The 22958-nt window shown below is 42.1% G+C and carries 20 protein-coding genes and 1 pseudogene; 16 read left to right on the top strand and 5 right to left on the bottom strand.

What is annotated here, in order from left to right; all coding sequences use genetic code 11:
- Window positions 1-568: 568 nt before the first annotated feature.
- The 3 genes from ACKTT2_RS30465 to fghA all read right to left on the bottom strand — a co-directional run bounded on the left by ACKTT2_RS30465 (window position 569) and on the right by fghA (window position 4145).
- A complete protein-coding gene (locus ACKTT2_RS30465; protein ID WP_407893753.1) occupies window positions 569-1693 on the bottom strand; it encodes a carboxylate-amine ligase in 1125 nt (374 codons plus the stop codon).
- A gap of 240 nt (window positions 1694-1933) precedes the next feature.
- The gene (locus tag ACKTT2_RS30460) at window positions 1934-2875 is read right to left on the bottom strand and encodes a DMT family transporter (protein WP_407893751.1); all 942 of its coding nucleotides are present in this window, start codon (window positions 2873-2875) and stop codon (window positions 1934-1936) included.
- 424 nt (window positions 2876-3299) lie between these two features.
- Complete coding sequence (gene fghA, locus ACKTT2_RS30455) at window positions 3300-4145, bottom strand: S-formylglutathione hydrolase (RefSeq protein ID WP_407893749.1); 846 nt, start codon at window positions 4143-4145, stop codon at window positions 3300-3302.
- An 83-nt stretch (window positions 4146-4228) separates the two neighbouring features.
- Between fghA and miaB the strand changes: the two genes are divergently transcribed.
- From miaB to ACKTT2_RS30440, 3 genes are all read left to right on the top strand, one after another.
- On the top strand, window positions 4229-5584 hold the full coding sequence (gene miaB / locus ACKTT2_RS30450) for a tRNA (N6-isopentenyl adenosine(37)-C2)-methylthiotransferase MiaB (protein WP_407893747.1): 1356 nt from the start codon (window positions 4229-4231) through the stop codon (window positions 5582-5584).
- Window positions 5585-5782: 198 nt separating this feature from the next.
- Window positions 5783-6886 (top strand): D-alanine--D-alanine ligase family protein, encoded by a 1104-nt coding sequence (locus ACKTT2_RS30445; RefSeq protein WP_407893745.1) that lies wholly within the window; start codon window positions 5783-5785, stop codon window positions 6884-6886.
- Between the two features lie 338 nt (window positions 6887-7224).
- Window positions 7225-7872: a hypothetical protein gene (locus ACKTT2_RS30440; protein WP_407893743.1), complete on the top strand. Its 648-nt coding sequence runs from the start codon at window positions 7225-7227 to the stop codon at window positions 7870-7872.
- 31 nt (window positions 7873-7903) lie between these two features.
- Here ACKTT2_RS30440 and ACKTT2_RS30435 read toward each other — a convergent pair whose 3' ends face one another.
- Entirely contained in the window at window positions 7904-8821 is a 918-nt protein-coding gene (locus ACKTT2_RS30435; RefSeq protein ID WP_407893741.1) for a tetratricopeptide repeat protein, read from the bottom strand.
- Between the two features lie 444 nt (window positions 8822-9265).
- Here ACKTT2_RS30435 and ACKTT2_RS30430 point away from each other — a divergent pair, with 444 nt between their 5' ends.
- The 6 genes from ACKTT2_RS30430 (at window position 9266) to glgP (ending at window position 15840) form a co-directional block, all read left to right on the top strand.
- Entirely contained in the window at window positions 9266-11179 is a 1914-nt protein-coding gene (locus ACKTT2_RS30430; protein ID WP_407893739.1) for a GTPase family protein, read from the top strand.
- Between the two features lie 23 nt (window positions 11180-11202).
- Window positions 11203-11541: a DnaJ C-terminal domain-containing protein gene (locus tag ACKTT2_RS30425; RefSeq protein ID WP_407893737.1), complete on the top strand. Its 339-nt coding sequence runs from the start codon at window positions 11203-11205 to the stop codon at window positions 11539-11541.
- A gap of 148 nt (window positions 11542-11689) precedes the next feature.
- The gene (locus ACKTT2_RS30420; RefSeq protein ID WP_407893735.1) at window positions 11690-11965 is read left to right on the top strand and encodes a DUF2171 domain-containing protein; all 276 of its coding nucleotides are present in this window, start codon (window positions 11690-11692) and stop codon (window positions 11963-11965) included.
- A gap of 279 nt (window positions 11966-12244) precedes the next feature.
- Window positions 12245-12511, top strand: coding sequence for a hypothetical protein (locus tag ACKTT2_RS30415; RefSeq protein WP_407893733.1), 267 nt, complete (start codon window positions 12245-12247; stop codon window positions 12509-12511).
- Window positions 12511-12720 carry a hypothetical protein gene (locus ACKTT2_RS30410; protein WP_407893731.1) on the top strand — a complete coding sequence of 70 codons (210 nt, stop codon included), beginning with the start codon at window positions 12511-12513 and terminating at the stop codon, window positions 12718-12720. The genes ACKTT2_RS30415 and ACKTT2_RS30410 overlap by 1 nt, the downstream gene beginning before the upstream one ends.
- Before the next feature lie 393 nt (window positions 12721-13113).
- Window positions 13114-15840, top strand: a complete 2727-nt coding sequence (gene glgP / locus ACKTT2_RS30405) for an alpha-glucan family phosphorylase (RefSeq protein ID WP_407893729.1) — start codon at window positions 13114-13116, stop codon at window positions 15838-15840.
- A 42-nt stretch (window positions 15841-15882) separates the two neighbouring features.
- Here glgP and ACKTT2_RS30400 read toward each other — a convergent pair whose 3' ends face one another.
- Window positions 15883-16644 carry a DUF429 domain-containing protein gene (locus tag ACKTT2_RS30400; protein WP_407893727.1) on the bottom strand — a complete coding sequence of 254 codons (762 nt, stop codon included), beginning with the start codon at window positions 16642-16644 and terminating at the stop codon, window positions 15883-15885.
- A 175-nt stretch (window positions 16645-16819) separates the two neighbouring features.
- Here ACKTT2_RS30400 and ACKTT2_RS30395 point away from each other — a divergent pair, with 175 nt between their 5' ends.
- From ACKTT2_RS30395 to ACKTT2_RS30365, 7 genes and pseudogenes are all read left to right on the top strand, one after another.
- Window positions 16820-17209 carry a hypothetical protein gene (locus ACKTT2_RS30395; protein ID WP_407893725.1) on the top strand — a complete coding sequence of 130 codons (390 nt, stop codon included), beginning with the start codon at window positions 16820-16822 and terminating at the stop codon, window positions 17207-17209.
- Complete coding sequence (locus ACKTT2_RS30390; RefSeq protein WP_407893723.1) at window positions 17209-17541, top strand: hypothetical protein; 333 nt, start codon at window positions 17209-17211, stop codon at window positions 17539-17541. Before ACKTT2_RS30395 ends, ACKTT2_RS30390 begins: the two co-directional genes overlap by 1 nt.
- Window positions 17542-17942: 401 nt before the next feature.
- Window positions 17943-19091 carry a pyruvate kinase gene (locus ACKTT2_RS30385; RefSeq protein ID WP_407893722.1) on the top strand — a complete coding sequence of 383 codons (1149 nt, stop codon included), beginning with the start codon at window positions 17943-17945 and terminating at the stop codon, window positions 19089-19091.
- Between the two features lie 215 nt (window positions 19092-19306).
- Complete coding sequence (locus ACKTT2_RS30380; protein WP_407893720.1) at window positions 19307-20251, top strand: DUF4351 domain-containing protein; 945 nt, start codon at window positions 19307-19309, stop codon at window positions 20249-20251.
- A gap of 320 nt (window positions 20252-20571) precedes the next feature.
- Window positions 20572-20721: pseudogene (locus ACKTT2_RS30375) on the top strand (PAP/fibrillin family protein); the annotation flags it as partial.
- A 444-nt stretch (window positions 20722-21165) separates the two neighbouring features.
- A complete protein-coding gene (locus tag ACKTT2_RS30370) occupies window positions 21166-22434 on the top strand; it encodes a PrsW family glutamic-type intramembrane protease (RefSeq protein WP_407893718.1) in 1269 nt (422 codons plus the stop codon).
- A gap of 175 nt (window positions 22435-22609) precedes the next feature.
- Complete coding sequence (locus tag ACKTT2_RS30365; RefSeq protein ID WP_407893716.1) at window positions 22610-22900, top strand: YkvA family protein; 291 nt, start codon at window positions 22610-22612, stop codon at window positions 22898-22900.
- Window positions 22901-22958 lie beyond the last annotated feature (58 nt).

Here is a 22958-nt window from a genome sequence, read left to right as displayed (position 1 = left end):
CTCAAGCGCGGAGACGCACTCGCGTTCGGGGTTCGCCAGTCGCTGTGAGTTCGGGAAACCCTCCTGCAGCGCTGGCTCACCGTGCGGAGAGCAGTGCGTTGCGGGGGTTCCCCCCCAACCCCAGAGGGGACCCCAAAGCCTCCCGTTGAAGCAACTGCGGAGGGTTCCCCCCCAACCCCAGAGGGGACCCCAAAGCCCCCCGTTGAGGCGACTGCGGAGGGTTCCCCCCGAGTCCCGCAAGTGGCGTGCGACTGCGGAGCGTCCCCGCCCGTCCTATACTAGTGGCGGGCTAGAAGCCCGCACCACAAGAAAAAATTGAGTATTTTTTTTATTTGGGAGTCCCTTAATAACCTGTCAACTGCACCACCTACAAGGGGATGGTGCTTGTAACTAGCCGAGAGACTCAGCTGAAACACATGGCGCATTGAACCTTTATCAGAAAATGTAGGTATAAGAGACGTTTTTGTTCTTACTTTTCCAGCTTGGGAAAAAGTACCAATTAAATAAGGAGTTTTCGCAACACAACTAGCATAGAATTTAGCATTCAATGTTATGCAAATTCATAAAATTAGGCAATACCTTTAGCTGTCTGGGCAACGATAAAATCAACGACATCCTCCAAGCGTCCTGTACGCTTGTATACTTCGCGCTGCCGTGTTGCGCCGTTCCCTTGCTGCATCGTCTCGCGTACAAGCGATGAAATCTCGTCCCATTCTCCATACTCTTCTAGTGCTGGGCGTACAAAGGCTAGAAATTTATCTATTAGATCTCGCGCTGGAACAGCACGCATTTCCTCAATATCTACCAATTCTGTATCTAAGCCATAACGTGCAGCACGCCAGTGAGCCGCGCGTATAAGTTCGTGACGCACTGCTGGAAACGGTTTGTCTGCAAGTGCTTGCGAGTAACAGGTTCGTGCCAACGCCCGCACTAGCCCCGCGATCGTTACTGCTTCGTCCACCGTCATACATACATCAGTGATGCGAAACTCTACAGTTGGGTAACGTTCAGAAAGACGCATATCCCAGTAAATCTTCGTCGCCTCTTCTACACTTCCAGTTGCAATCAGAGCTTCTACAAGCGCTTCGTATTCTGCTTGTGACTCAAAAATTAATGGTGGACCTGATATAGGCCATCTGCTCCAAATTTCTGTACGATAACTTGCATAGCCAGTATCCGTACCTAACCAAAAGGGCGAGGAAGTAGAGAGCGCAAGTAATGGGGCTAGCCACACTCGCGCACGGTTCATGACAGCGATCGCCATATTGCGATCGCTGATGCCAACATGTACGTGACAGCCAAAGATCATCAGTTCGCGACCGAGTTGTTGATAATCTCGCAACAGATCTTGATAACGTTCTTTGGGCGTCATCTGCTGTTGTTCCCACGATGAAAATGGGTGCGTTCCAGCTGCTGCGATTTGCTTTCCGTCAATAGCTGCGGCAGCAATGACTTCCCGTCGCAAACGTACAAGTTCTGCACGCACGTCGCCGAGTGTTCGACACACGGGTGTGCCAATCTCTATTTGTGAGAGCTGAGCTTCAGGCTGCACCTTGTCGCCAAGAGCTTTCTGTGCGATGGGGAGAATTTGCTGCACGCGGGAACTAAGCTCCCGCGTTGTAGGGTTAATAATTTGATATTCCTCTTCGACACCGAGGGTGAAGTCTTCTGCCCTTTGTACTTGCCCTGACATACCAAATCTCTCCTGCGCTTAAACGCTTTAACGGTTGCTGTGTGTCTGTCGCCGATGGTTGATATCGTAATCGCAATTATACCTGGAGGTTGCAAGGTTTTTCGACTTCCCACCGAACCGTTTTCTCACACTATATTTCTTTCTTTTGGCTGTTGATATTTGTTTTAATAGGTACGTAGTTGCTAAGAGCGAAGACAGCGCAACTACATACCTAAATAGGTTACTTTTTTGACGCGGGCATTACTGTTCTGCGCCTTTACCAGATTTTGCTACGTATATGCCTACCATAACTACGAAAAAAGCTACCCAGTTGAGGATACTTAACCTTTCTGCAAAGATGACCTGAGCAAAGATTGCAGTTATAAGTGGCTCCAGCAGCAAGAAAAGGGAAACAAATCCGGCAGAAAAATTTTTGAGGCTAGAAGTTACAATTCCCTGACCGATCGCTTGGCACAGAACACCTAAGCCGATGACTGCCAACCATCCGGAACCAGAACTGGGGAAAATTTGATTTTCGCTGCTTACGACAATTGGGAGGATCGATAAAGCGCCAACCGTGCAATTCCACAGGAGTATGGTTGTTGCTGAAAACTTGCTGAGTAGCTGTGAGCTAATGAGAAAGCTTCCAGCATAGAACACAGCAGAGAGTAAAGCAACAGTATCACCGATAAAGTGTTGCGGTGTCACATGCAAATCTTCAACTCCAACAGCGATCGCTCCCCCCAATGTTAGTACTAAGCCAATGAGAAATCTGCCATCAAAGAAATGACCCAAAAATAGCCAGCCTCCTAATGTGGCGAAAATTGGTGTCAGATTATGCAGTAAATTTGAGTTGGCAACGCTCGTCTGAGTTATAGACCAAGCCCAAGTGAGTAAGCATAGCATAGAAATCCCACATGATATTACAACAAGGGCTAGATCGCGAATTGTCCATGATGATTGCACTTCATAGTCAAGGGATGTTGTGTTGCGCGGAGCGATCGCTTTCCACACCAAGAGTGCTATACTCCCAATCCAAAAGCGATTAAAGATTGTCGCATTTGGATCTAGTTCGTTTTCGCTCAATTTGATAAATATTGCAGCTAAGGATAAAATCACTACTGCTATAAATAATAAGGTTAAATCAATCAAATCAAGTGCTGGCTTTATTTGTGGCTGTGAGAATTCTGCTTTATCGATCATAATTAGTGTTGATAAGTATTTCGCGCTCGAAGTTACTTTGGATAATTTGTTATAAGTTAAATAGCAACTTTTTCAATGAGTAAATTTACTTAAGCTTTCCCCAGACTTTGTGGAAAACTTACTAAGTAAAATACTTAGGATAAATCTTACCTTGACAGATCCATCAGATTGTTATGTTTAACCAAAAACCTAATTTAGCGTTGCGAGAGTTTTAACTACGGAATCTATTTTGTCACAAAAATCAAATTTAGAAATCAATTAAATATGAAATTATTTATACAGTATTAATCTTGTTTAAGATAGATGAAAAGTATTGACAGCAGGACTTACGCAAAGGAACAGGAGGTACAAAAATGGCCAACTTCACTCATGAGAATTTAAAACTACGTATTGTCAACTTGAGGAAGCACAGTATTGCTATAGCTTACTCTTGAAGCACAAGTGCATGATGCCGAATATGATCTTCAATAAAAGTGGCTATAAAATAATAGCTGTGATCGTATCCTTCCTGGTAACGCAGAATCAGAGGTTGATTCACTTCTGCACAAGCATGCTCAAATACTCCAGGTAACAACTGCTCTTCAAGGTATTTATCGCTAGTGCCTTGGTCAATTAAAATAGGGCTGTGGTATCCATACTGCTTGACCAGTTCGCTAGCATCGTACTCGCGCCAAGTTTCGCGATCGCTACCCAAATAACCACCAAACACTTTTTGACCCCAAGGACAACGCATTGGTGCAGCAATAGGAGCAAAAGCCGAAACAGATTTGTACTGTTCGGGGTTTCTTAAAGCACAAACAAGCGCACCATGTCCTCCCATAGAGTGACCGAAAATACTTTGCTTATCCGACTGTACTGAGAAATTCTCCGCAATCAAAGCAGGTAATTCGCGAACAACATAGCTGTACATTCGGTAGCGAGATGACCAAGGTTCGACAGTCGCATCCACATAAAAACCCGCACCCGTACCAAAATCCCACTCGTCATCCTCACCAGGAATGCCAGTGTTGCGAGGACTGGTATCTGGCGCAACAAGCATCATGCCGTATTTAGCAGCATATTGTTGCGCTCCTGCTTTAACCATAAAATTTTCTTCCGTGCTCGCCAATCCAGAAAGGAAATAAAGAACAGGGACTGGTTGTTGGGTTGCTTGTGGTGGTTGGTAAACAGCAAAGCGCATTTCTCCGTTACAGCTAGAGGACTTATGGCTGTAAAAGCCGAGTTTACCTTCAAAGGATTTGTGTTCTGAGACGATCGTTAAATGAGTCATTATTCAATCCACACGTTAGGGCTGCAAAATTTTATAATTTGAAGATAGTGTAATTTGCTATCGTATTCGCTTTTATAGTTACCATGACCACTTCACCCCGTCGCTATCACATTACCACTTTCGGTTGTCAGATGAACAAAGCCGATTCAGAACGCATGGCTGGTATCTTAGAAGACATGGGCTTTGAGTGGTCAGAAGACCCGAATAATGCGAATTTAATTCTTTATAATACTTGTACTATTCGAGATAATGCGGAACAAAAAGTATATTCATATCTAGGTAGGCAAGCAAAGCGCAAGCACGAACAACCAGACCTAACGATAGTTGTTGCTGGTTGTGTAGCACAGCAAGAAGGAGAATCGCTGTTGCGACGAGTGCCAGAAGTTGACATGGTTATGGGACCGCAACACGCGAATCGCTTGAAAGATTTGCTACAACAGGTCTTCGATGGCAATCAAGTTGTGGCAACTGAGCCAATTCATATCATGGAAGATATTACCAAGCCGCGACGCGATACCACTGTCACTGCTTGGGTAAATGTGATTTACGGCTGTAACGAACGTTGCACTTATTGCGTTGTTCCTAATGTACGAGGTGTTGAGCAATCTCGGACACCAGAAGCCATTCGCTCAGAAATGGAAGAACTGGGACGACAAGGTTATAAGGAAGTGACCCTACTCGGTCAAAATATTGATGCTTACGGGCGCGATTTGCCAGGGGTTACACCTGAAGGTCGCCACCAACACACTTTAACAGATTTACTGTATTACGTTCATGATGTACCGGGAATCGATCGCATTCGTTTCGCAACTTCCCATCCTCGATATTTTACCGAACGGTTGATTAAAGCGTGTGCAGAATTACCTAAAGTATGCGAACACTTTCACATTCCCTTTCAATCAGGGGACAATGAGGTACTAAAACGGATGTCTCGGGGTTATACTCACGAAAAATATCGTCGCATCATCGATACAATCCGGCAATATATGCCAGATGCATCAATTAGTGCTGATGCTATTGTCGGTTTTCCAGGAGAAACTGAAGCACAGTTTGAAAATACTTTGAAGTTGGTTGAAGATATTGGTTTTGACCAATTGAACACCGCTGCTTACTCTCCACGTCCGGGAACTCCTGCAGCAGTGTGGGATGAGCAATTGAGTGAGGAGGTGAAAAGCGCTCGCCTCCAAAGACTAAATCATCTCGTGGCGCTCAAAGCCGCCGAGCGATCGCAACGTTACATGGGGCGAATTGAAGAAGTTCTGGTAGAAGAACAAAACCCCAAAGACAAAACCCAGGTGATGGGGCGTACCCGTGGTAATCGTCTGACATTCTTTACTGGTGATATTCGGGAACTTAAAGGTAAGTTAGTCAATGTCAAAATTACTGAAGTCCGGGCTTTCAGTTTAACAGGTGAAGCGCCTGTACTAGTGACCACCTGACCAGTGACCGCCTGACCAGTGACCACCTGACCAGTGACCACCTGACCAGTAACCAGTGACCACCTGACCAGTGAATTTCCAGGCTTTGTACGGGCGCGGCGGCCTTGCGCCCCTACCCCTACTCCCTACTCCCTACTCCCTAACTGACTTAAGTGTGCTAGGCTAACTTGGTTCTAGAGTGTTAGAGGTCTTTCATATATGGCAAAGGTGCGGGTAGGATTATTATTTGGGGGTCGGTCGGGAGAACATGAGGTTTCTATCAATTCCGCACGAGCGATCGCTGGTGCGTTGAGTACGGGGCAAAATGGTAGCAAGTATGAAATACTGCCTTTCTACATCCAAAAGGATGGGCGTTGGTTAGCGGGAGATTCGCCACAACAAGTTTTGGCATCAGGACAACCACTACAGTTATCTCAAGGAACTGACGTTGAAGGAGCGGATACCAGTTCTCAATTATTTGTTGCTCAAACTCAGGCTTTGCAGCGTTGGGAATCTCCCGCTCAAGTTGCAGAAGTCGATGTTTGGTTCCCGATTCTTCACGGTCCTAATGGTGAAGACGGTACAATTCAGGGGTTACTCACCTTAATGCAAGTTCCTTTTGTCGGTTCTGGAGTCTTGGGTTCGGCACTTGGGATGGATAAGATTGCTATGAAAACTGCTTTTGCTCAAGCAGGTTTACCCCAGGTCAAATACATTGCTGTTAACAGATCGCAAATTTGGTCAAATCCTTGTGTGTTTCCCAAGTTGTGTGATGAAGTGGAAGCAACTTTGGGCTATCCCTGTTTTGTTAAGCCTGCTAACTTGGGTTCATCGGTGGGAATTGCAAAAGTGCGATCGCGACAAGAGTTAGAAACTGCTTTGGACAATGCTGCTAGTTACGATCGCAGAATTATTGTAGAGGCTGGAGTTGTCGCACGGGAATTAGAGTGTGCGGTTTTGGGTAACGACCAACCTAAAGCTTCGATTGTCGGTGAAATTACTTATAATAGTGACTTTTATGATTATGAAACAAAATATACGCAAGGAAAAGCAGATTTACTGATTCCCGCGCCTGTTGGAGAAACAGTTATCCAGCAAATACAAGAAATGTCATTGCAAGCCTTTGCAGCAGTGGATGCAGCCGGATTGGCAAGAGTTGATTTTTTCTACGTTGAAGCGACAGGAGAAGTGTTGATTAATGAAATCAACACTTTACCAGGTTTTACAGCAACAAGTATGTATCCCCTTCTCTGGTCGCACAGTGGCGTTCCTTTCCCAGAACTCGTTGATACCCTCATTCAACTAGCTCTTGAAAGACAGTGACAAGGAATCACCTGACCGATTACTCCGTTTGGGCTATAAAATTACAACTCTTTGTAGTAGGTAGGGAAGACAGCCCACCAAAGCGCTTTGGTGGGCTGTCTTCCCTACCTACGTGTCATGGTAATCTTTTGGTGATTCGGGAGTAATAAATATCGAGATGTGCTATGGCGCGTCTTTGTTGAGTTACGAAATATACTTTATTTAAGAATACGAAATGAAGAAAATTCAATAATCCTTATAAAAAAAATTACTAAAACATAAATATCGCTACGGATACGATATGCTGAACCCTTAAGTAAAATTTAGTATTTGAAGACACTTTCAGACTTTAATTCACTATGGAAACCAGTCAGAGCGTACAGCAACAAGTATCTCAAGCAGAAGTGCCGCCGCCGATTTTGAAGAAAAAAAAGTCTAAGCCAGCAATGAGTAGAAATACTCTAATGCATATGTTGGCAAAATATCCCTTATTTTTGCCCGTAGGGTTGTCAGCAGTTTTTCTCGCTAGTGGTACTCTTGCCCTGTACAGTCTGGGTTCTGTAGGAAAAGTAGAGGAAGAAGAACCAGAAGTATTAGAAGCAGAGGTTGTTCAACCAATTAGTAGTACTCCAGCAGAGGCGGAGAATCCCATGCCTTTATGGATGATACTGGCGATCGCTCTAAGTTGCGGAAGTGGCAGTTTGGTGTTGTTCCTACTGTTAAATCGTCCCGGAAAGCGTCAAATAGTGACAAATCACTTTAACCGCTATCAGGCACGTTTAAAGCAACGTCACCAAAAAATGGCACCCCGTCCGCCAAAAAACAAACCAGTTTTGGTTCCAGCAAGAATGGCTGCTGTTGCAGTACCTATCGGTCAAGCACAGCCAGTCGTGACAGTTATGCCACCAGAAAACACTATGTCTCGCAATTCTGGTCAAGAAGCTCTCACAAGTGTGTTTGATATTCGCAAACACACTCCTCTATCTACAATTTTGCGTAAGGATTAGAAAGATCGCTTTATGGGTCTTTTTAATTCCACTAAGCTAATAAGGATTTGAATCGAATATCTTTATGGATATTGCCAAAATCTGGATTAGTTTTCAGATTGGGTAAATATTTATCTGGACACAAATCAATAGCTCGTTGTAAGTTTTTGATAGCTTCTTCAGTATTATTTTCAATATTGTAGCACCGAGCTAAGTTGTACCAGATAACATCATCATTAGGCTGTAATTCGGAAGCTTGTTTGTAACTTGCCAGTGCTTCAGAGTGACGTTGTAATTTTTCTAAAACTACACCTCGACTGAACCAAGCTTTATAGTAGTTTGGCTGAATTTCCAAAACTCGGTCAAAGCTTTTGAGGGCTTTTTCATAACGCCCCCACTCAAATAAATTCATACCTCGATTGTGCCAAGCCATTGTATTTCTCGGATCGAATTCAATAGCGCGATCGTAGCTGTCAAGCGCATCTTTGTAGCGTCTCAACTGTTTGAGGGCGTTGGCTTTGTTGTTCCATGCCCAATAAGCATCGGGTTGAAATTCTAAAGTTCGCTCAAAGCTTTTGACTGCTTTGTCATATTTGCCCCAGTCACATAAAGTTAAACCGCGATTGTGCCAAATAGTTCCAGCTTTGGGGTTTAGCTCAACGGCGCGATCGAAGCAGTCAACGGCTTCGCTGTAACGTCCCAACTTTCCTAAAGCAATGGCTCGGTTGTGCCATAGCCAGCAATCAGCAGAGTGAAATTTTAAAATGAGGTCAAAACAGGCGATCGCTTCCTCATGACGCCCTAGAGAACCCAAAGCAAAACCTTTTTGGGACAAAGCTTCGGGGTAATCGGGTTTATACCTCAACGCTTTATCGAAACTGGCGATCGCTTCTTCAAACTTTGCTGCTTTGTTTCGACGCAATCCTTGGTTATAGAAAAACTCTGCCTCTAAGTTCACTGTCAAGTTCATAAATTTAGCATCTTGCTTTAGATAGATTTTTCTATTTTATAGATTCCCCAAAAAATAGCACGCTCTAACAAGTAAAGCTAAAAATACTTTGGGAGAGAGGGTGGACACGGGATAAGGGGTAGAATGTTCTTCCTCATCCGCAGTTCCTACTTTCATAGAGTACCCACCATCTACGAGGTTCTAACGAGAAACTCTATCGAATGACGCACACCTACCTCAAAAGGTTCAGTTTGAGGCTTACAACAGTCTTTACCAGAAAGCAACCATACTCTTGTAGTACGGGCGTCCCGCCCGTAAATTAAAGAAGGCAAGCGAGAACGCCCACCCCACATAACAGCAGGAGACGAAAAGTATGATAAAAATATTGAAGATTTGAATGTGAGCGGTATGCTTGCTAACAGCAAATTTTCAGCCGCAGTCTAAATCTTAGGTAGGTATGGGACAGTGGTACGATTAAAGTTATGGCAGTGGCTTGTCTTGGCAACACCCATTGGTGGGATCGTTGGTTTTCTACTGATAGCAGCCGGGTTCCAAATTCATGAGTGGAGCATCAATTGGATCTGGGCTGTCTTTATCCTGGTATTTGTGGGTTGGCGGTGGTTGTTGGTGAAATGGACTCAACCGCTGGTTGGTCAAGTGGAAGCTGTAGTAACGGAAGTTAGCAAAGAACTTGAATCTGCTACAGCCGCTACATCTGGGATACCAATGGGAACGGATGCTGCAAAGCAAGCAGAAGTGGCTCTACAAGAGATACTCAAATCTTCGCTAAACGATCGCCCGATTTGGGAAGACTGGTCAACTTTTTGGCAGCGCTGTCAGGAACTTGTTGTAGCGATCGCTCAGATTTACAACCCACAAGAAAAGTACCCCTTGTTGAACATTTACGTTCCCCAAGCTTATGGTCTCATTCGGGGAACGGTAGATGATTTGGATCGGTGGATGCAGAATTTATCTCCTGTTCTCAATCAAGTCACGGTTGGGCAAGCATTCCAAGCATATGAAATGTACCGCAAGTTAGAACCTTCTGCTCGAAAACTTTTGCGAGCGTGGAACTGGGCGCAATGGCTATTAAATCCAGCAGCAGCAGTGGCTAGAGTTGTGAGTCAGCGTTCCGGTAACCAAGCGACTCAGCAGTTGTTGGTGAACTTGAGTCAGCTTTTGAGAGAAGCTGCTTTGAAAAACTTGTGCCAACAAGCGATCGCTCTTTACAGTACTACAACATTGCCCGTCTCAGCGCCTTCTGTTGCTGCATCAAGTTTACCTAAAGTCAAAACTCAAACTTTGCAAGATCTCTTAGCTCAAGCAGAACCTGTAGAAGCAGTGGAGCAAAAACCCGTAAGTATTCTACTCGTCGGACGAACGGGATCTGGCAAAAGCAGCTTAATTAACACCCTTTTCCAAACAGATTTAGCTGCAGTTGATGTTTTGCCTAGTACAGATCGGATTCAAAATTACCACTGGCAAAGCCATACAGGAGAAACGCTCACACTTTTGGATACTCCAGGTTACGAGCAAGTCAACCGTAAAGATTTACGAGAGGTTGTGCTAGATTATACGAAAAATGCAGATCTAGTATTACTAGTGACACCTGCTCTCGATCCCGCTTTGCAAATGGATGTGGACTTTCTGAGAGACTTAAAAGCAGATACAGCAGATTTACCCGCAATTGCGGTTGTTACTCAGGTCGATCGTCTCCGTCCCATTCGAGAGTGGGAGCCTCCCTATGATTGGGAATGGGGAAATCGTCTAAAGGAAATAGCGATTCGAGAAGCAACAGAATACCGCGCTCAACTTTTAGGAGACTTTTGCAATCTCGTTTTACCCGTCGTCACTGCTGACAGCAAAACGTCTCGCATTCCGTGGGGAATAGACGCACTATCATTAGGGTTGATAAATGCGATCGCACCAGCCAAGCAACTCCGTCTTGCTCGTTTTTTACGCGATCGAGAAGCTCGTACCATAGCTGCTGCCAAAATCATCGAGCGCTACACTTTTCAAATGGCAACAACTCAGGGGCTTGCAGCATTTTTGAAAAGCCCGGTTTTACAATTTATTTCTACAATGTCAACAGGCTCGCCAACTCTCGCCAATTTACTAGCCGCCCAAATTCCAGTAGAACAATTGCCAGTTGTCATTGGCAAACTTCAGATGGCTTATGAGATTTTCTCGCTATTAGATACAGGCAATCTTAACAAATTTGACCTCCTGTCACTTTGGCCGTTGTTACTAGAAAATTCTGCTTCTAGCGATCGTAATGCTTGGGCATTTGGTCATGCTTTAGTTGAGTATTGGACACAAAATTTGACGGTTGAACAATTGCGAGAGCGGTTTGAGTCCTATTTGTCAGAGTCACAATGACTTGATTTTCATATCTTTATAAGATGATGTTTGTCAAGTTTAATATCCCCCTAAATCCACGCCACTTGCTTTATGGCTTTGATTTGAAACTCACTTCACATGAAGCCTTACATGGCTGCGAGAAAGAAATTAGTATTAGCAGCTGGGAAACTTGTGATGAGTGTCATGGTTCGGGTAGAGATAATCGGGATGATATGTGTATAGTTTGTGTTGGGGAAGGACGAAATCAAGTTGTGAAAAAGTTGAAAGTTGTTATTCCTGCTAATGTTGCTTCTGGGGATATTCTAAAAATTGCAGGTGCAGGTGATGCTGGTGGTCAAGGTGGAGATACTGGTGATTTATACATACATCTATTAAGCTAAATACCTGCCTTTTCTGCCTAGAGAGCGAGGAGTATTCCTAAAAAAGCAGCATATTATGAGGCGTATTGGTTGAGACGCAAGTTGGTTTGAGCACTATGTTGCTACAAACTGTTTGCGTGTTGCCGTAATATAATCTGATGGAGAACCTATGGCTACGGATATATCGAAAATTCAAGAACATCACCCTGTTTATGCAGAAGGACCTGGTGGTTTAGCAGGTGCGTCTGATACCCATATTGGTACAGTAGACAAAGTAGAAGCTGGCAAATACATCAAGCTCACTAAAAATAACTCACCGGATGGTCAGCATCACTGGTTTCCCATTGATTGGGTGAGGGCAGTTGATGAGCGAGCTGTGTACCTCAACAAAACCATAGACGAGGCAACGTCAGGTCTAATAGATCGACAACCTGAAGGTATTTAGAGCAAGTTCACAAACTGGAAACGATGCTTTGAAGTTTCCAGATTTTATCTACAAAGAATGAAACAGCCCTGCCCTCTCCAAAGGGGCTGTGTGTATAGTATCCGCCTCTTGGTTCTCGATTTAAAGGAGTGTTGTATAGCAATACTAAATCATTTATAAACAATTTTAGGTACTGTAGGTAGGGCTATGCCGCACAAAAGACTTGATGGTGGGCATTGCCCACCCTACGTGTGTTTTATAAATCAAATAGGATTGCTGTAGTACAACAGGAAATTTAAAATGAGAATTTTTGTTTCAGGTCGTCTTTGTTTATTCGGAGAACACAGCGATTGGGCAGGAAAATACCGCCGGATTAATCTTCAAATTGAAAAGGGCTACACCTTAATTGTTGGTACTAATCAGGGAATTTATGCTGATGTCAAACCTAATTCTACTGAGTTAATTATTCGTTCTTCTCTCAATGATGGCACGCTATTAGCTCGGAAATTACTCAAGCAGCAGCCCAAGCAATACAACTCGGAGATGCTCAACTTCTTGGAGCTTTAATGACAAAAGCCCAGGCTGAATTCGACCGGCACGTAGCTCCAGCTTGTCCTTCTCAATTAACTACAAAGAAACTGCATCTCCTTCTCCATCACGACCCTCTAAAACCTTATATCTTCAGAGGAAAAGGTGTAGGTTCTCAGGGTGATGGCACTGCACAACTAATTGTTAAAACTCAAGAGAGTCAAAGAAAAGCTACCCTTAATTATTAAACGCGATTTTCCTCAAATGCAAGCCTTACAGTTAATTATACCTCATTTCACCGAATGATACGGACTGTCATCAGCGATCGCAAGGCAGAGGTAGAAATTGACACGCAAGTTAAGTTGAGTAAATTATAAAGTTATGTAAAACGAACACTCATATTGAGTCGATCTGCCGAAAGAATATATCAAAATCATTAAGTTTTCTCATTGTTATGGTGTAGCAATTGATGATACTTAGGGTTCCAAAGACTCTTGACAACTAGTTTGACAAAAAATGAGAATGCTTTACAAAAATTATTTATATCAAGAAAACATGACAAAAAGAGTATCAATAAGTTAGCAGCTTTAAGGAAATAGAGTCAACAATAGCCTTAATTGAAGCTAGAGATTTGCTGACCTATGCAGCCAATTCGTACTTTTAACGTATCTCCATCATTACCGCAGCGACTTGAACCGCTACGGAAGTTAGCGTATAATCTTCATTGGGATTGGAACGTTGACACCAAAGACCTATTTCGTCGTTTAGATCCGGATTTATGGGAATCTAGCCGTCACAATCCTGTTTTGATGCTCGGTACAATCAGCCAAGCGAGATTGATGGAAGTTGTGGAAGATGAGGGCTTCCTAGCGCAAATGGATCGAGCAGCCCGTCAGTTGGAAGATTATTTTAACGAGCGCACTTGGTATCACAAGAATAGGGATAAGGGATTGGGGACTGGGGATAAGGAACAGAGTCATTCTCCTAATCCCCCTTCGGGTATCTCCTCCGGAGACGCTGAGTCACTAGCGCGACACGCTTCGCTATCAGGGCTGTCTCACCAATCGCCATTGCCCCTTATCCCCAGAGGGGGCCCCGAGTTCCCCAATCGCCAACCTAAAGAATGCTACGCCTATTTTTCTGCTGAATTTGGACTTGTCGATTGTTTGCCGATCTACTCTGGAGGGTTGGGAGTTCTCGCCGGGGATCACCTCAAATCAGCAAGCGATTTGGGTTTACCTTTGGTTGGTGTAGGTTTGCTTTATCAGCAAGGCTATTTTGCTCAATATCTCAACGCTGATGGTTGGCAACAGGAACGCTACCCCATCAACGACTTCTATAATATGCCCTTGCAATTGGAACGCAATCCCGATGGTTCCGAACTACGAATTGGGGTTGATTATCCAGGACGAACCGTTTATGCTCGTGTTTGGCGCGTACAAGTGGGAATAGTCCCTTTGTATATGCTCGACACTAACATTGAGCCAAATAACCCTTACGATCACGACATCACAGACCAACTCTACGGTGGCGATATTGATATGCGTATCCACCAAGAAATGATGTTGGGGATCGGTGGTGTCCGAATGCTGAAAGCACTTGGATATGATGTCACCGCTTATCATATGAATGAAGGTCATGCGGCTTTCTCAGCATTAGAGCGTATCCGCATGCTCATTCAAGAACAAGGGCTGAGTTATGTCGAAGCCAAACAAGTAGTCGCTTCTAGTAATATTTTTACTACCCATACACCAGTACCTGCAGGAATTGACCTGTTTCCTCCAGATAAAGTTTTGCATTACCTGGGATACTATGCCGATGTTTTTGGTTTGAACAAAGACCAATTTTTAGCGTTAGGACGAGAAAACGCTGGCGATTTGTCTACACCATTCAGTATGGCAGTGCTAGCGCTGAAAATGGCAACATTTTCTAATGGTGTGGCACAATTACACGGAGTCGTGTCGCGACAAATGTTCAAAGGTTTGTGGCATGGCGTACCTGTTGAGGAAGTCCCTATTACAGCAATTACAAACGGCGTGCATGCTCGTAGTTGCGTTGCGAAATCCACTCAAGAGTTATACGATCGCTACTTAGGACCGAGTTGGTCATCAGCACCAACCGATCATCCTTTGTGGGAACGAATGGACGCGATCCCCGATGAGGAGTTATGGCGCAATCACGAACGCTGTCGCTTGGACATGATTATGTACGTGCGGGAGCGTTTGGTGAAGCATTTACAGGATCGTGGGGCTTCTCCTCTAGAAATTGCCCAAGCACGAGAAGTTCTCGATCCGAAAGTTCTCACTATTGGTTTTGCCCGCCGCTTTGCTACCTACAAACGTGCTACCCTTTGGATGCGCGATATCGAGCGAATTAAGAGAATTTTATTTGGCAATAAAGACCGCAAGGTACAGTTTGTCTTTTCTGGTAAAGCACACCCCAAAGATATTCCAGGTAAAGAACTAATTCGTGAAATCAATCGCTTTATCCACGAACACAATTTGGAAAAGCAAGTTGTGTTTGTTCCTAACTATGACATTTACATTGCCCGATTGATGGTGTCTGGTTGTGATGTATGGTTAAACAATCCACGTCGCCCACGGGAAGCATCCGGGACAAGCGGTATGAAGGCAGCAATGAATGGCTTGCCGAATTTAAGCGTTCTAGATGGTTGGTGGGATGAAGCTGATTACGTCCGCACTGGTTGGGCAATTGGACATGGGGAAATGTATGACGATCCCAACTACCAGGATCAAATCGAAGCAAATGCTTTTTACGATATCTTGGAAAAGGAAGTCGTGCCTTTGTTCTATGACCGAGATGTGGATGGCTTACCTCGTCGCTGGGTTGATAAAATGAAGGACGCTATTCAATTGAACTGCCCATTCTTCAATACGGCGCGGATGGTGGGAGAATATGCTTTGCGGGCTTATTTTCCAGCAAGCGATCGCTCTCACACTTTGACCGCCGATAACTATGCCCCTGCTAAAGAATTAGCTGCTTGGAAAGAAAATTTAACTGCACATTGGTACAACATAAGAATTAAAGACATTAACATATCTTCTGGTGCTGAGATTGAAGTGAACCAGACTGTTAGCGTCAAAGCTAAAGTTGATTTGGCAACTTTAACAGAAAAAGATGTGCGATTGGAACTTTACCAAGGCGCTATTGATGCTAATGGAGAGATTGTCAACGGCATACCTGTGGTGATGAATTACCAAGGGGAAGATAAGGATGGATTGAGTATTTACACGGCTGATGTTATTTACACAACATCTGGTTTGCAGGGTTTGTCTTTGCGCGTGTTACCCAAGCATAGATACCTTTCTAGTCCTTATGAGCCACGATTGATTGTTTGGGCGCAGTAGGAGGATTTTGGATGCGTGGATTTTAGATTTTAGATTAATAATCTAAAATCTAAAATCTAAAATTCTATTGGGGATGATAATGTAACCAGTCGTGCGATCGCCTAGTACTTGGTTGCGTTGTTCTCCCCAATACCACCAGTAGGCTGCTACGTATGCACAGATAAGGCTATCGAGTTTGTCTTCGGTTTCTTTAAGGGCTATGCCTGTAGTGGGAATTTCTGGAAGTAGCTTTTGAAAACGGGCAAGATGTTTGCCCCACAAGCACAAAGGAGGATGGAGTCTAGGTAGGATGTCTGTGATGTAATTATAGAGTTTGATAAGTTCTGTGCGGCGATCGCTGAGGCATCCTTTTTTGTATTTAAGGATGCGTTCTAAACCGAAGAGATGCACGATCGCTGGATGGGGAAAAACTTCGATTTGGTATCTCCCTGGTTTTTGTGGTTCAATCGTTGGGGCGTGTTCAAAACCACGGGCTTCGAGTTCTAGTCCAAAATTTACTGTTCGCTCAGCAAAAGGTAAGCTAAGATTTGCTGGGTAGCATCCTGCATGATATTTTCCAAAGTATTTGTGAGTTAGTTTATCGGGTAAACGGCTTCCTGTCGTATTGGGGATCAACGTAGGTGCGTCTACAGCGATGATGGCAGGTTCTTCTGGCTTAAGGCAAGTATCAATCCAAGAGAGAATGTCTGTAATCAGTTCTTTTCGATCTAAGTCTATTATTTGCAGTTTTTCGTCTGTCAGTTTTAGGTAGCATAAGCCGCTTGGTTGGGATTTCCAGCCTAAGTCGATTCCAAAAAATTTCATTTTTGTCCATCAGTAGATGGGCTTATTGTCGCATTTTTATTCGGTACTTTAACAAAGAATTAACCGCAGATGAACGCACCCAAGGACGCAGATAAATTTGTACCTCAGTAAACTAGGAGATGCGATATGTTAAAATTTGAGATAAGTTTGTTATTGATGTTTAAACTTCAGCCTTATGGAAATCCTTATTGAGTCAACCAAAGAATTTGAACAAGACTTGGAAGCATTCACTCAGCCCGATAGAACTGTAATTGTTAATAAAATGAATCAATATTTTCAGCGTATTCTAAACGATAAAAACTCTTTATCTCATATACATTATCTTGAACAGTTAAAAAAAATCAATATAAATAGTTATGATTCTTCCCTATATTCTCTGATAATTGCTCCTACAATTAGGGTAATTATTACTATCGATGAAGATCCAATTTTTGATAGGATAATTATTACTTTATTTAGAGTTGTAAAAGCCGTAGAAGCATCAGAAGCATATACTGCTGTTGCAAATTCTATTTATAAAGAGCTAATATTAAATAATCAAGAAGCTGAGCTTCAGACTAGCTAATGTCACAAATTAAACCTCTTTTGGATGAATATGGTATTATTCATGAGGCAATGAAAATTTTACCAGATGAATTTAAAATTGATTTCCTTGAAGCCTTAGCTGAGCTTGAAGATAATGAGTGTCACAGAAATAGAAATTTCCCTAAAACAAGACTGCATAAAATAAAAGGTGTTAAACAAGCAATCTATCGTGCTGACATCGATAAAATATCTGGATGGCGAATTCATATTCAATATATTGACGGAAAAATTCACTTAAAAGACATCATAGAAGGTCAACGTCACGATGAGGTCATAGAAGTTATTAAATCGAAAAAAGATAGGTACGAGTAGTGACGATCTTTATATCCACGAGGAATGTGTAGGTAGTTCGCCATGAATACGGTAGATGAAGTGGCGCTAAAATGCTAGCCTATAGAAGAGGCATGGATGTTCTATAAGCCAAAGCGTAAAATGCGATTCGGTATCGGATGAAGTAAAAAAACCGAGATTGCTATGCGTAAGATGTGCTTTCATTGTTAAGAAAGAGCGTCCGCGAAGCGCAAGCTGAAAGAGCGCTTATCGCCTTTGGTCTCAACTCTACACCACAAAGTAGCAACTACCCTAGTGTAAAGTACACTTGTCAAAATAGTTTCAACATGACTCGATATGTGTTGAGACTTCTGAAAACTTGCGTGTAGAACTGATGTTATCCCTCCTTCATAACAGTTCTTTACAAAGTTTTACCACTTGTTATGCAGCTATTAACACGTCAAACAAAAGTTGTCGCCACTGTCAGTCCTGCTAGTTCGCAAGAGGCAATTGCGGGTATGATAAAAGCAGGAATGAACGTAGCTTGCCTAAATTTCTCTCATGGAAGTTATGACGGCCTTGCCCAAACAATTGCTCGAATTCGCTCAATAGCAGAGGAACTAGACACTCCTGTAACCTTATTACAAGAACTGCGAAGCTCTGAATTACCTTCTCTGAGTAACAAAGATATTCAAGATTTAGAGTTTGGTTTATCTCAGGAAGTTGATTATATTGCTTTGAGTTTTATAAGAAGTGCTGAGGATGTAAGGGTTTTAAAGAATTTACTACAGCAAAAAGGTGCAGCCGATACAGCTGTCGTGGCTAAAATTGAAAAACTGGATGCGATCGCTCATTTAGAAGAGATACTGAATGAATGCGATGCTGTGATGATAGCACCAAGGGATTTTGGTTTAGGGATGAGTCAGGAGAAACTTCCTCTGTTACAAAAACGCATTATTGAACTGTGTAACCATAAAGGAATTCCAGTTATCAGTGCAATACAAATACCAGAGAGCACAAGCCATAATCATTCGACTCGTACAGAAACCAGTGATATTGCCAACGCCATCACAGATGGTACTGATGCAGTTATGCTCTCAAATGTATCACAAACCAATGAAGCATCTGTTGAAGGCGTACAAAGATTAGTGAAAATTGTAACAGAAACAGAAGCAGAGATAGAATTTCTTAACAATCCGCCTGCAAAAACTGATGTGACTCATGCACTCAGTGTAGGACTCAATGCTATTTGTAAAGTGTTACCCCCTCGATGTATTGCTACGTTTACAAGTAGCGGTTACACAGCCCGATTAGCAGCCGGAGAACGTCCCAAAGTCCCCATTATTGCGCTTACACCCAACCCTAAAGTTTACCGCAGTTTAAACCTTATTTGGGGAGTCCAACCAGTTTTACTTAATCGAGAGGTTGAAACTTTTGAAGAATTGACAGCACAAGTTGAGGAAATGTTGCGCGATCGCAGTTGGGTTGAACCGGGTGATAAAATTCTTATTTTAGCTGGGATTCCTACCAAACATTCCCAAGGAACAAATTTTCTCAAAATTCATATAATTGCAGCGAGCGGTAACCAGTGACCAATGACCAGTGACCAGTGACCAGCGATCCCTGTTATGATTCATCTTGATTGACAAGCTTTCAGTTCTTCGAGTTCATCAGGATGAATAGCTAAATAATTAGCGCTCCAATTACAACCGTTCTTCCATAAACTCTCAAAATCAAATTCCAAAATTTTGATAACGGTTTAATTAATAGTATATTAAAATGCAGTGTTTATCAAATAAGACTGACAATGACAGATAAAAATCCACCAACTGCATATGATTCTCCTTGGAAAGATATCCTACAAATATACTTTGAAGAATTTATCTTATTTTTCTTGCCAAATGAGCATATATATGTTGATTGGACAAAACCAATTGAATTCTTAGACAAAGAATTAGAGGAAGTTGTTAAAGACGCTGAGATTGGACGCCGTTTTGCTGATAAATTGGTAAAAATATATTTAACTAACGGAGCGGAAGAATGGGTACTTATTCATGTTGAGGTACAGGCTCAAGAAGATTCAGATTTTCCAGAAAGAATGTATGTTTATAGCTCTCGTATTTATAGTAAATATAAAAAGAAAGTAGTTTCAATCGCAGTTTTGGGTGATGATAATCCTAATTGGAAACCATCACAATTCGGTTATAGTTTATTTGGGTATAGATTAAATGTAGAATATCCTGTTATCAAGTTATTAGATTATCAACAACAGCAATCCCAACTATCAGCAAGTAATAATCCATTTGCGATCGTAGTATTGGCACACCTAGCTGCACTTAATACCCGTAGCGATCGAACATTACGCAAACAAGAAAAGCTAGCTTTAGTACAGCGATTGTACTCGATGGAGTTTGAGGAACAAGATATTCTCAATTTGTTTGCTTTCTTAGATTGGATGTTGACGCTACCATTAGATTTAGAAGCAGAGTTTAAACAAGAAATTAAACAACTGGAGGTAAGACAGGCAATGAAGTACGTTACTTCTGTTGAACGCAGCGGTATTGAAATAGGTAAAAAAGAACACGCAGTATCGTTAATAGTACGGCAACTCAATCGCCGTGTAGGTAATGTTGATGACACGATAGTTAATCATCTACGTGGGTTATCAGTTGAAGAGTTGGATACATTGGGTGAAGCATTACTTGATTTTACTTCGATGGCTGATTTAACTAATTGGTTGGAGCAACAGTAGTTTCATCGTATTAATTCTACGTTATTAGGATGATATGCTTCGGATACCCTCTTACGGGTTTAGTTGAAAGGCAACAGATGCAAGTCACTTGATTTCTACTAACGGCAAATATTACCTGAGTTTTTGTTAATAATAAGAATTGTGAAGAGAGAGGGGAGGTAGAAGCATCTGTCAGCTGCTTCTACTCCCCCTCTTATTTGTAATTATCATTAATATAGCAATCCTATCTAATTTGTAAAAAAATCTAAGGACAGAAACAATTACAAATCTGTCAAACTACAAATGCGATCGCAAGCTTCATACTTTGAAATTCTACTTAAGTTGTTCCAGCGAATAATCCTACCAACAGAGTTGCTACCCTTGATATTACTTACTTAAATGAATCCTTAAGAATTGGACATGGGGGGAATGGAAGTTTATTTATTCTCGCGAAATCCAATGATTTATCTGGCTCTGGTAGCGCGGGTTAAACAGGTAGCGATCGCTTGATGTGCAGTTATTTCCATTTTGGCAAGTGATTTTGCCACTTGTACAGTTATCCTTAAAAGTGTCGCTCCTACAAATGAATTTACTTCAATTTTGGTGTGGGAGCACGCGAAGAAAGTTTTTGAACTTGAACCAAATATGAGAGCGCTCTAACACAATCTTCATCTAAATTTTTTGTAAAATCCGGAAGATCAGTTACCAAAGCTGTAGAAAAAATTAAGCACAGACATCTTGATTATCAAGTTATCCCCCTTGATTTTTCAAATCGAGTCTACCGTAGGTGTTCCTTTCTAAATAGAAAATTTTGAAGGGGCTCGTACCCTCAATTATATCTCATGAATTATTGATGATTCGACCAAATCATTATATCCCAAGCGACTCCGGTCAACATTTTGAAGGTGTACACTTTAGCCATACTATAATAACTAATGACTAAGAACTTTCAAATTCAATTGAGTTGGAAAGATCCAGCAACAGGAGGACACAGAGAACCTCATTTGAGTTTACCCGTAGCCTTGGGTCGAGAGTTTTCTAAAATGCCTGTCGAACTTGAGGGTAAGCGCGTCGCACGGATGGTACTTAAGAGCAACCAAATTTCTCAATACCATGCTTTAATTGACTTGAAACAAGATCGTTTAGTGGTTATAGACCAAAATAGCGCTAACGGTATCTTGGTCAACGGTGAACGTAAAACAAGCTACATCCTGACTAGTGGTGATATTTTGCAAATAGGTTCCTGCACAATTACTGTTACTTTTGACTCTAGTGCATTCCTACAAGATTCTACCAATAACAATACTTCGATCCCATCTTTCAAAATTCCCACAGATCATCACCTTAGCTTAACAGAGATATTTCCTGTTATCTCAAACAAACTTGACTTACACCAAAGTGGCTTTCTTATACCGGGTATTATCACAGTACTGTCTGTAGTAGCGATGTTAGCTACTAGAAATAGTGAAAAATTTTTCTACATTTTAGCAGCTTACTTAGCTAGCGCAAGTCACTACTTTATACACAAAATTTGCCATAAACATAAACCTTGGTGGTTACTAGTCAGCGTCGGTCTAGCCACAGGGTTACCACTTTTAGGAGGATTGCATCTATTCTCATCTCATAAAGATGATGACTTTTTTGGGATAGTTGTTAAAACTTTTTTGGGACAAGGATTATCGGAAGAAATTTTCAAAGCATTCCCAGTAATCTTAGTTTACTTAATAGGTAGACTACTGACATCACCTAAAAGAGAGAGTATTGGAATATGGGAGCCAATAGATGGAATCCTTTTAGGAACAGCATCTGCAACGGGATTTGCATTAGTCGAGACTATGATGCACGTGCATGAAGAAATTGAAAAGAGCGGTAATTTTGCAGGATTAACACTTTTAATTCCCCAAATTTTAGGAGATATTTCTGGACAAGTAGCATACAGTGGCTACTTTGGCTATTTCATTGGTTTAAGTACCCTGAAAAAAACATGGCGTTGGCAGCTTTTAGGAATTGGCTGTATCACTACAGCTACTATACATGCTCTTGGGTCTATCGTGACGATTTTGCAAGAGCAACACCAGCAAAAATACCTTACCAGTATATGTTTAGCATCGATCGGCTCTGTAGCTTACGTCTTTTTGATAGCAGCAATTCTCAAAGCCCGTCAACTTTCGCCAAAATCACCAAAATCTAGTATTTCTCATTAAGATCCAGAAAGTGATGGAAATACAAATGGATTCCGCACTTAATACGGTTAACCGTACATGAATAAGACGGTGGATTTTTACTAAAGATTGAGCGGTTATCTGCACTTCTACTTTAGTCGAGAAATTTGTCAAGATAATCTTGTTGCTTGAGAGCGTATGAATGAGAAAAAAATTTTTGACACAAGTATTTCAAAACGGTATTCGTAAAGTTTTACGCAATCCTAAATATCGGTTATTTGCAATCATTGCTGGATTATTTTATTTAGTGAGCCCGTTAGATATCTTACCGGATATTATCCCCATCTTCGGGTGGATAGATGACGGTTTGATAGCTAGCTTCGTTGTGGCGGAAGCTTCTCAAATTCTTGTTGAAGAGATAAAAAAACGCAAACAAGTCACTCCTACTGAATCCAATTCCAGTCAGACATCGGCAACCATTGATGTTAAAGCTATAACAATTTCATAAAAGTTATATTTGTTGGTTAATTTAAATAACTTGTAAGTGCGATAAGTCAAAAGCTTAT

The sequence above is a fragment of the Scytonema hankhaensis NUACC26 genome (assembly GCF_045865695.1).
Classification (GTDB): domain Bacteria; phylum Cyanobacteriota; class Cyanobacteriia; order Cyanobacteriales; family Nostocaceae; genus Scytonema.
The sequence above is the reverse complement of the archived record's forward strand: the minus strand, read 5'-3'. Positions and strand labels throughout refer to the sequence as shown.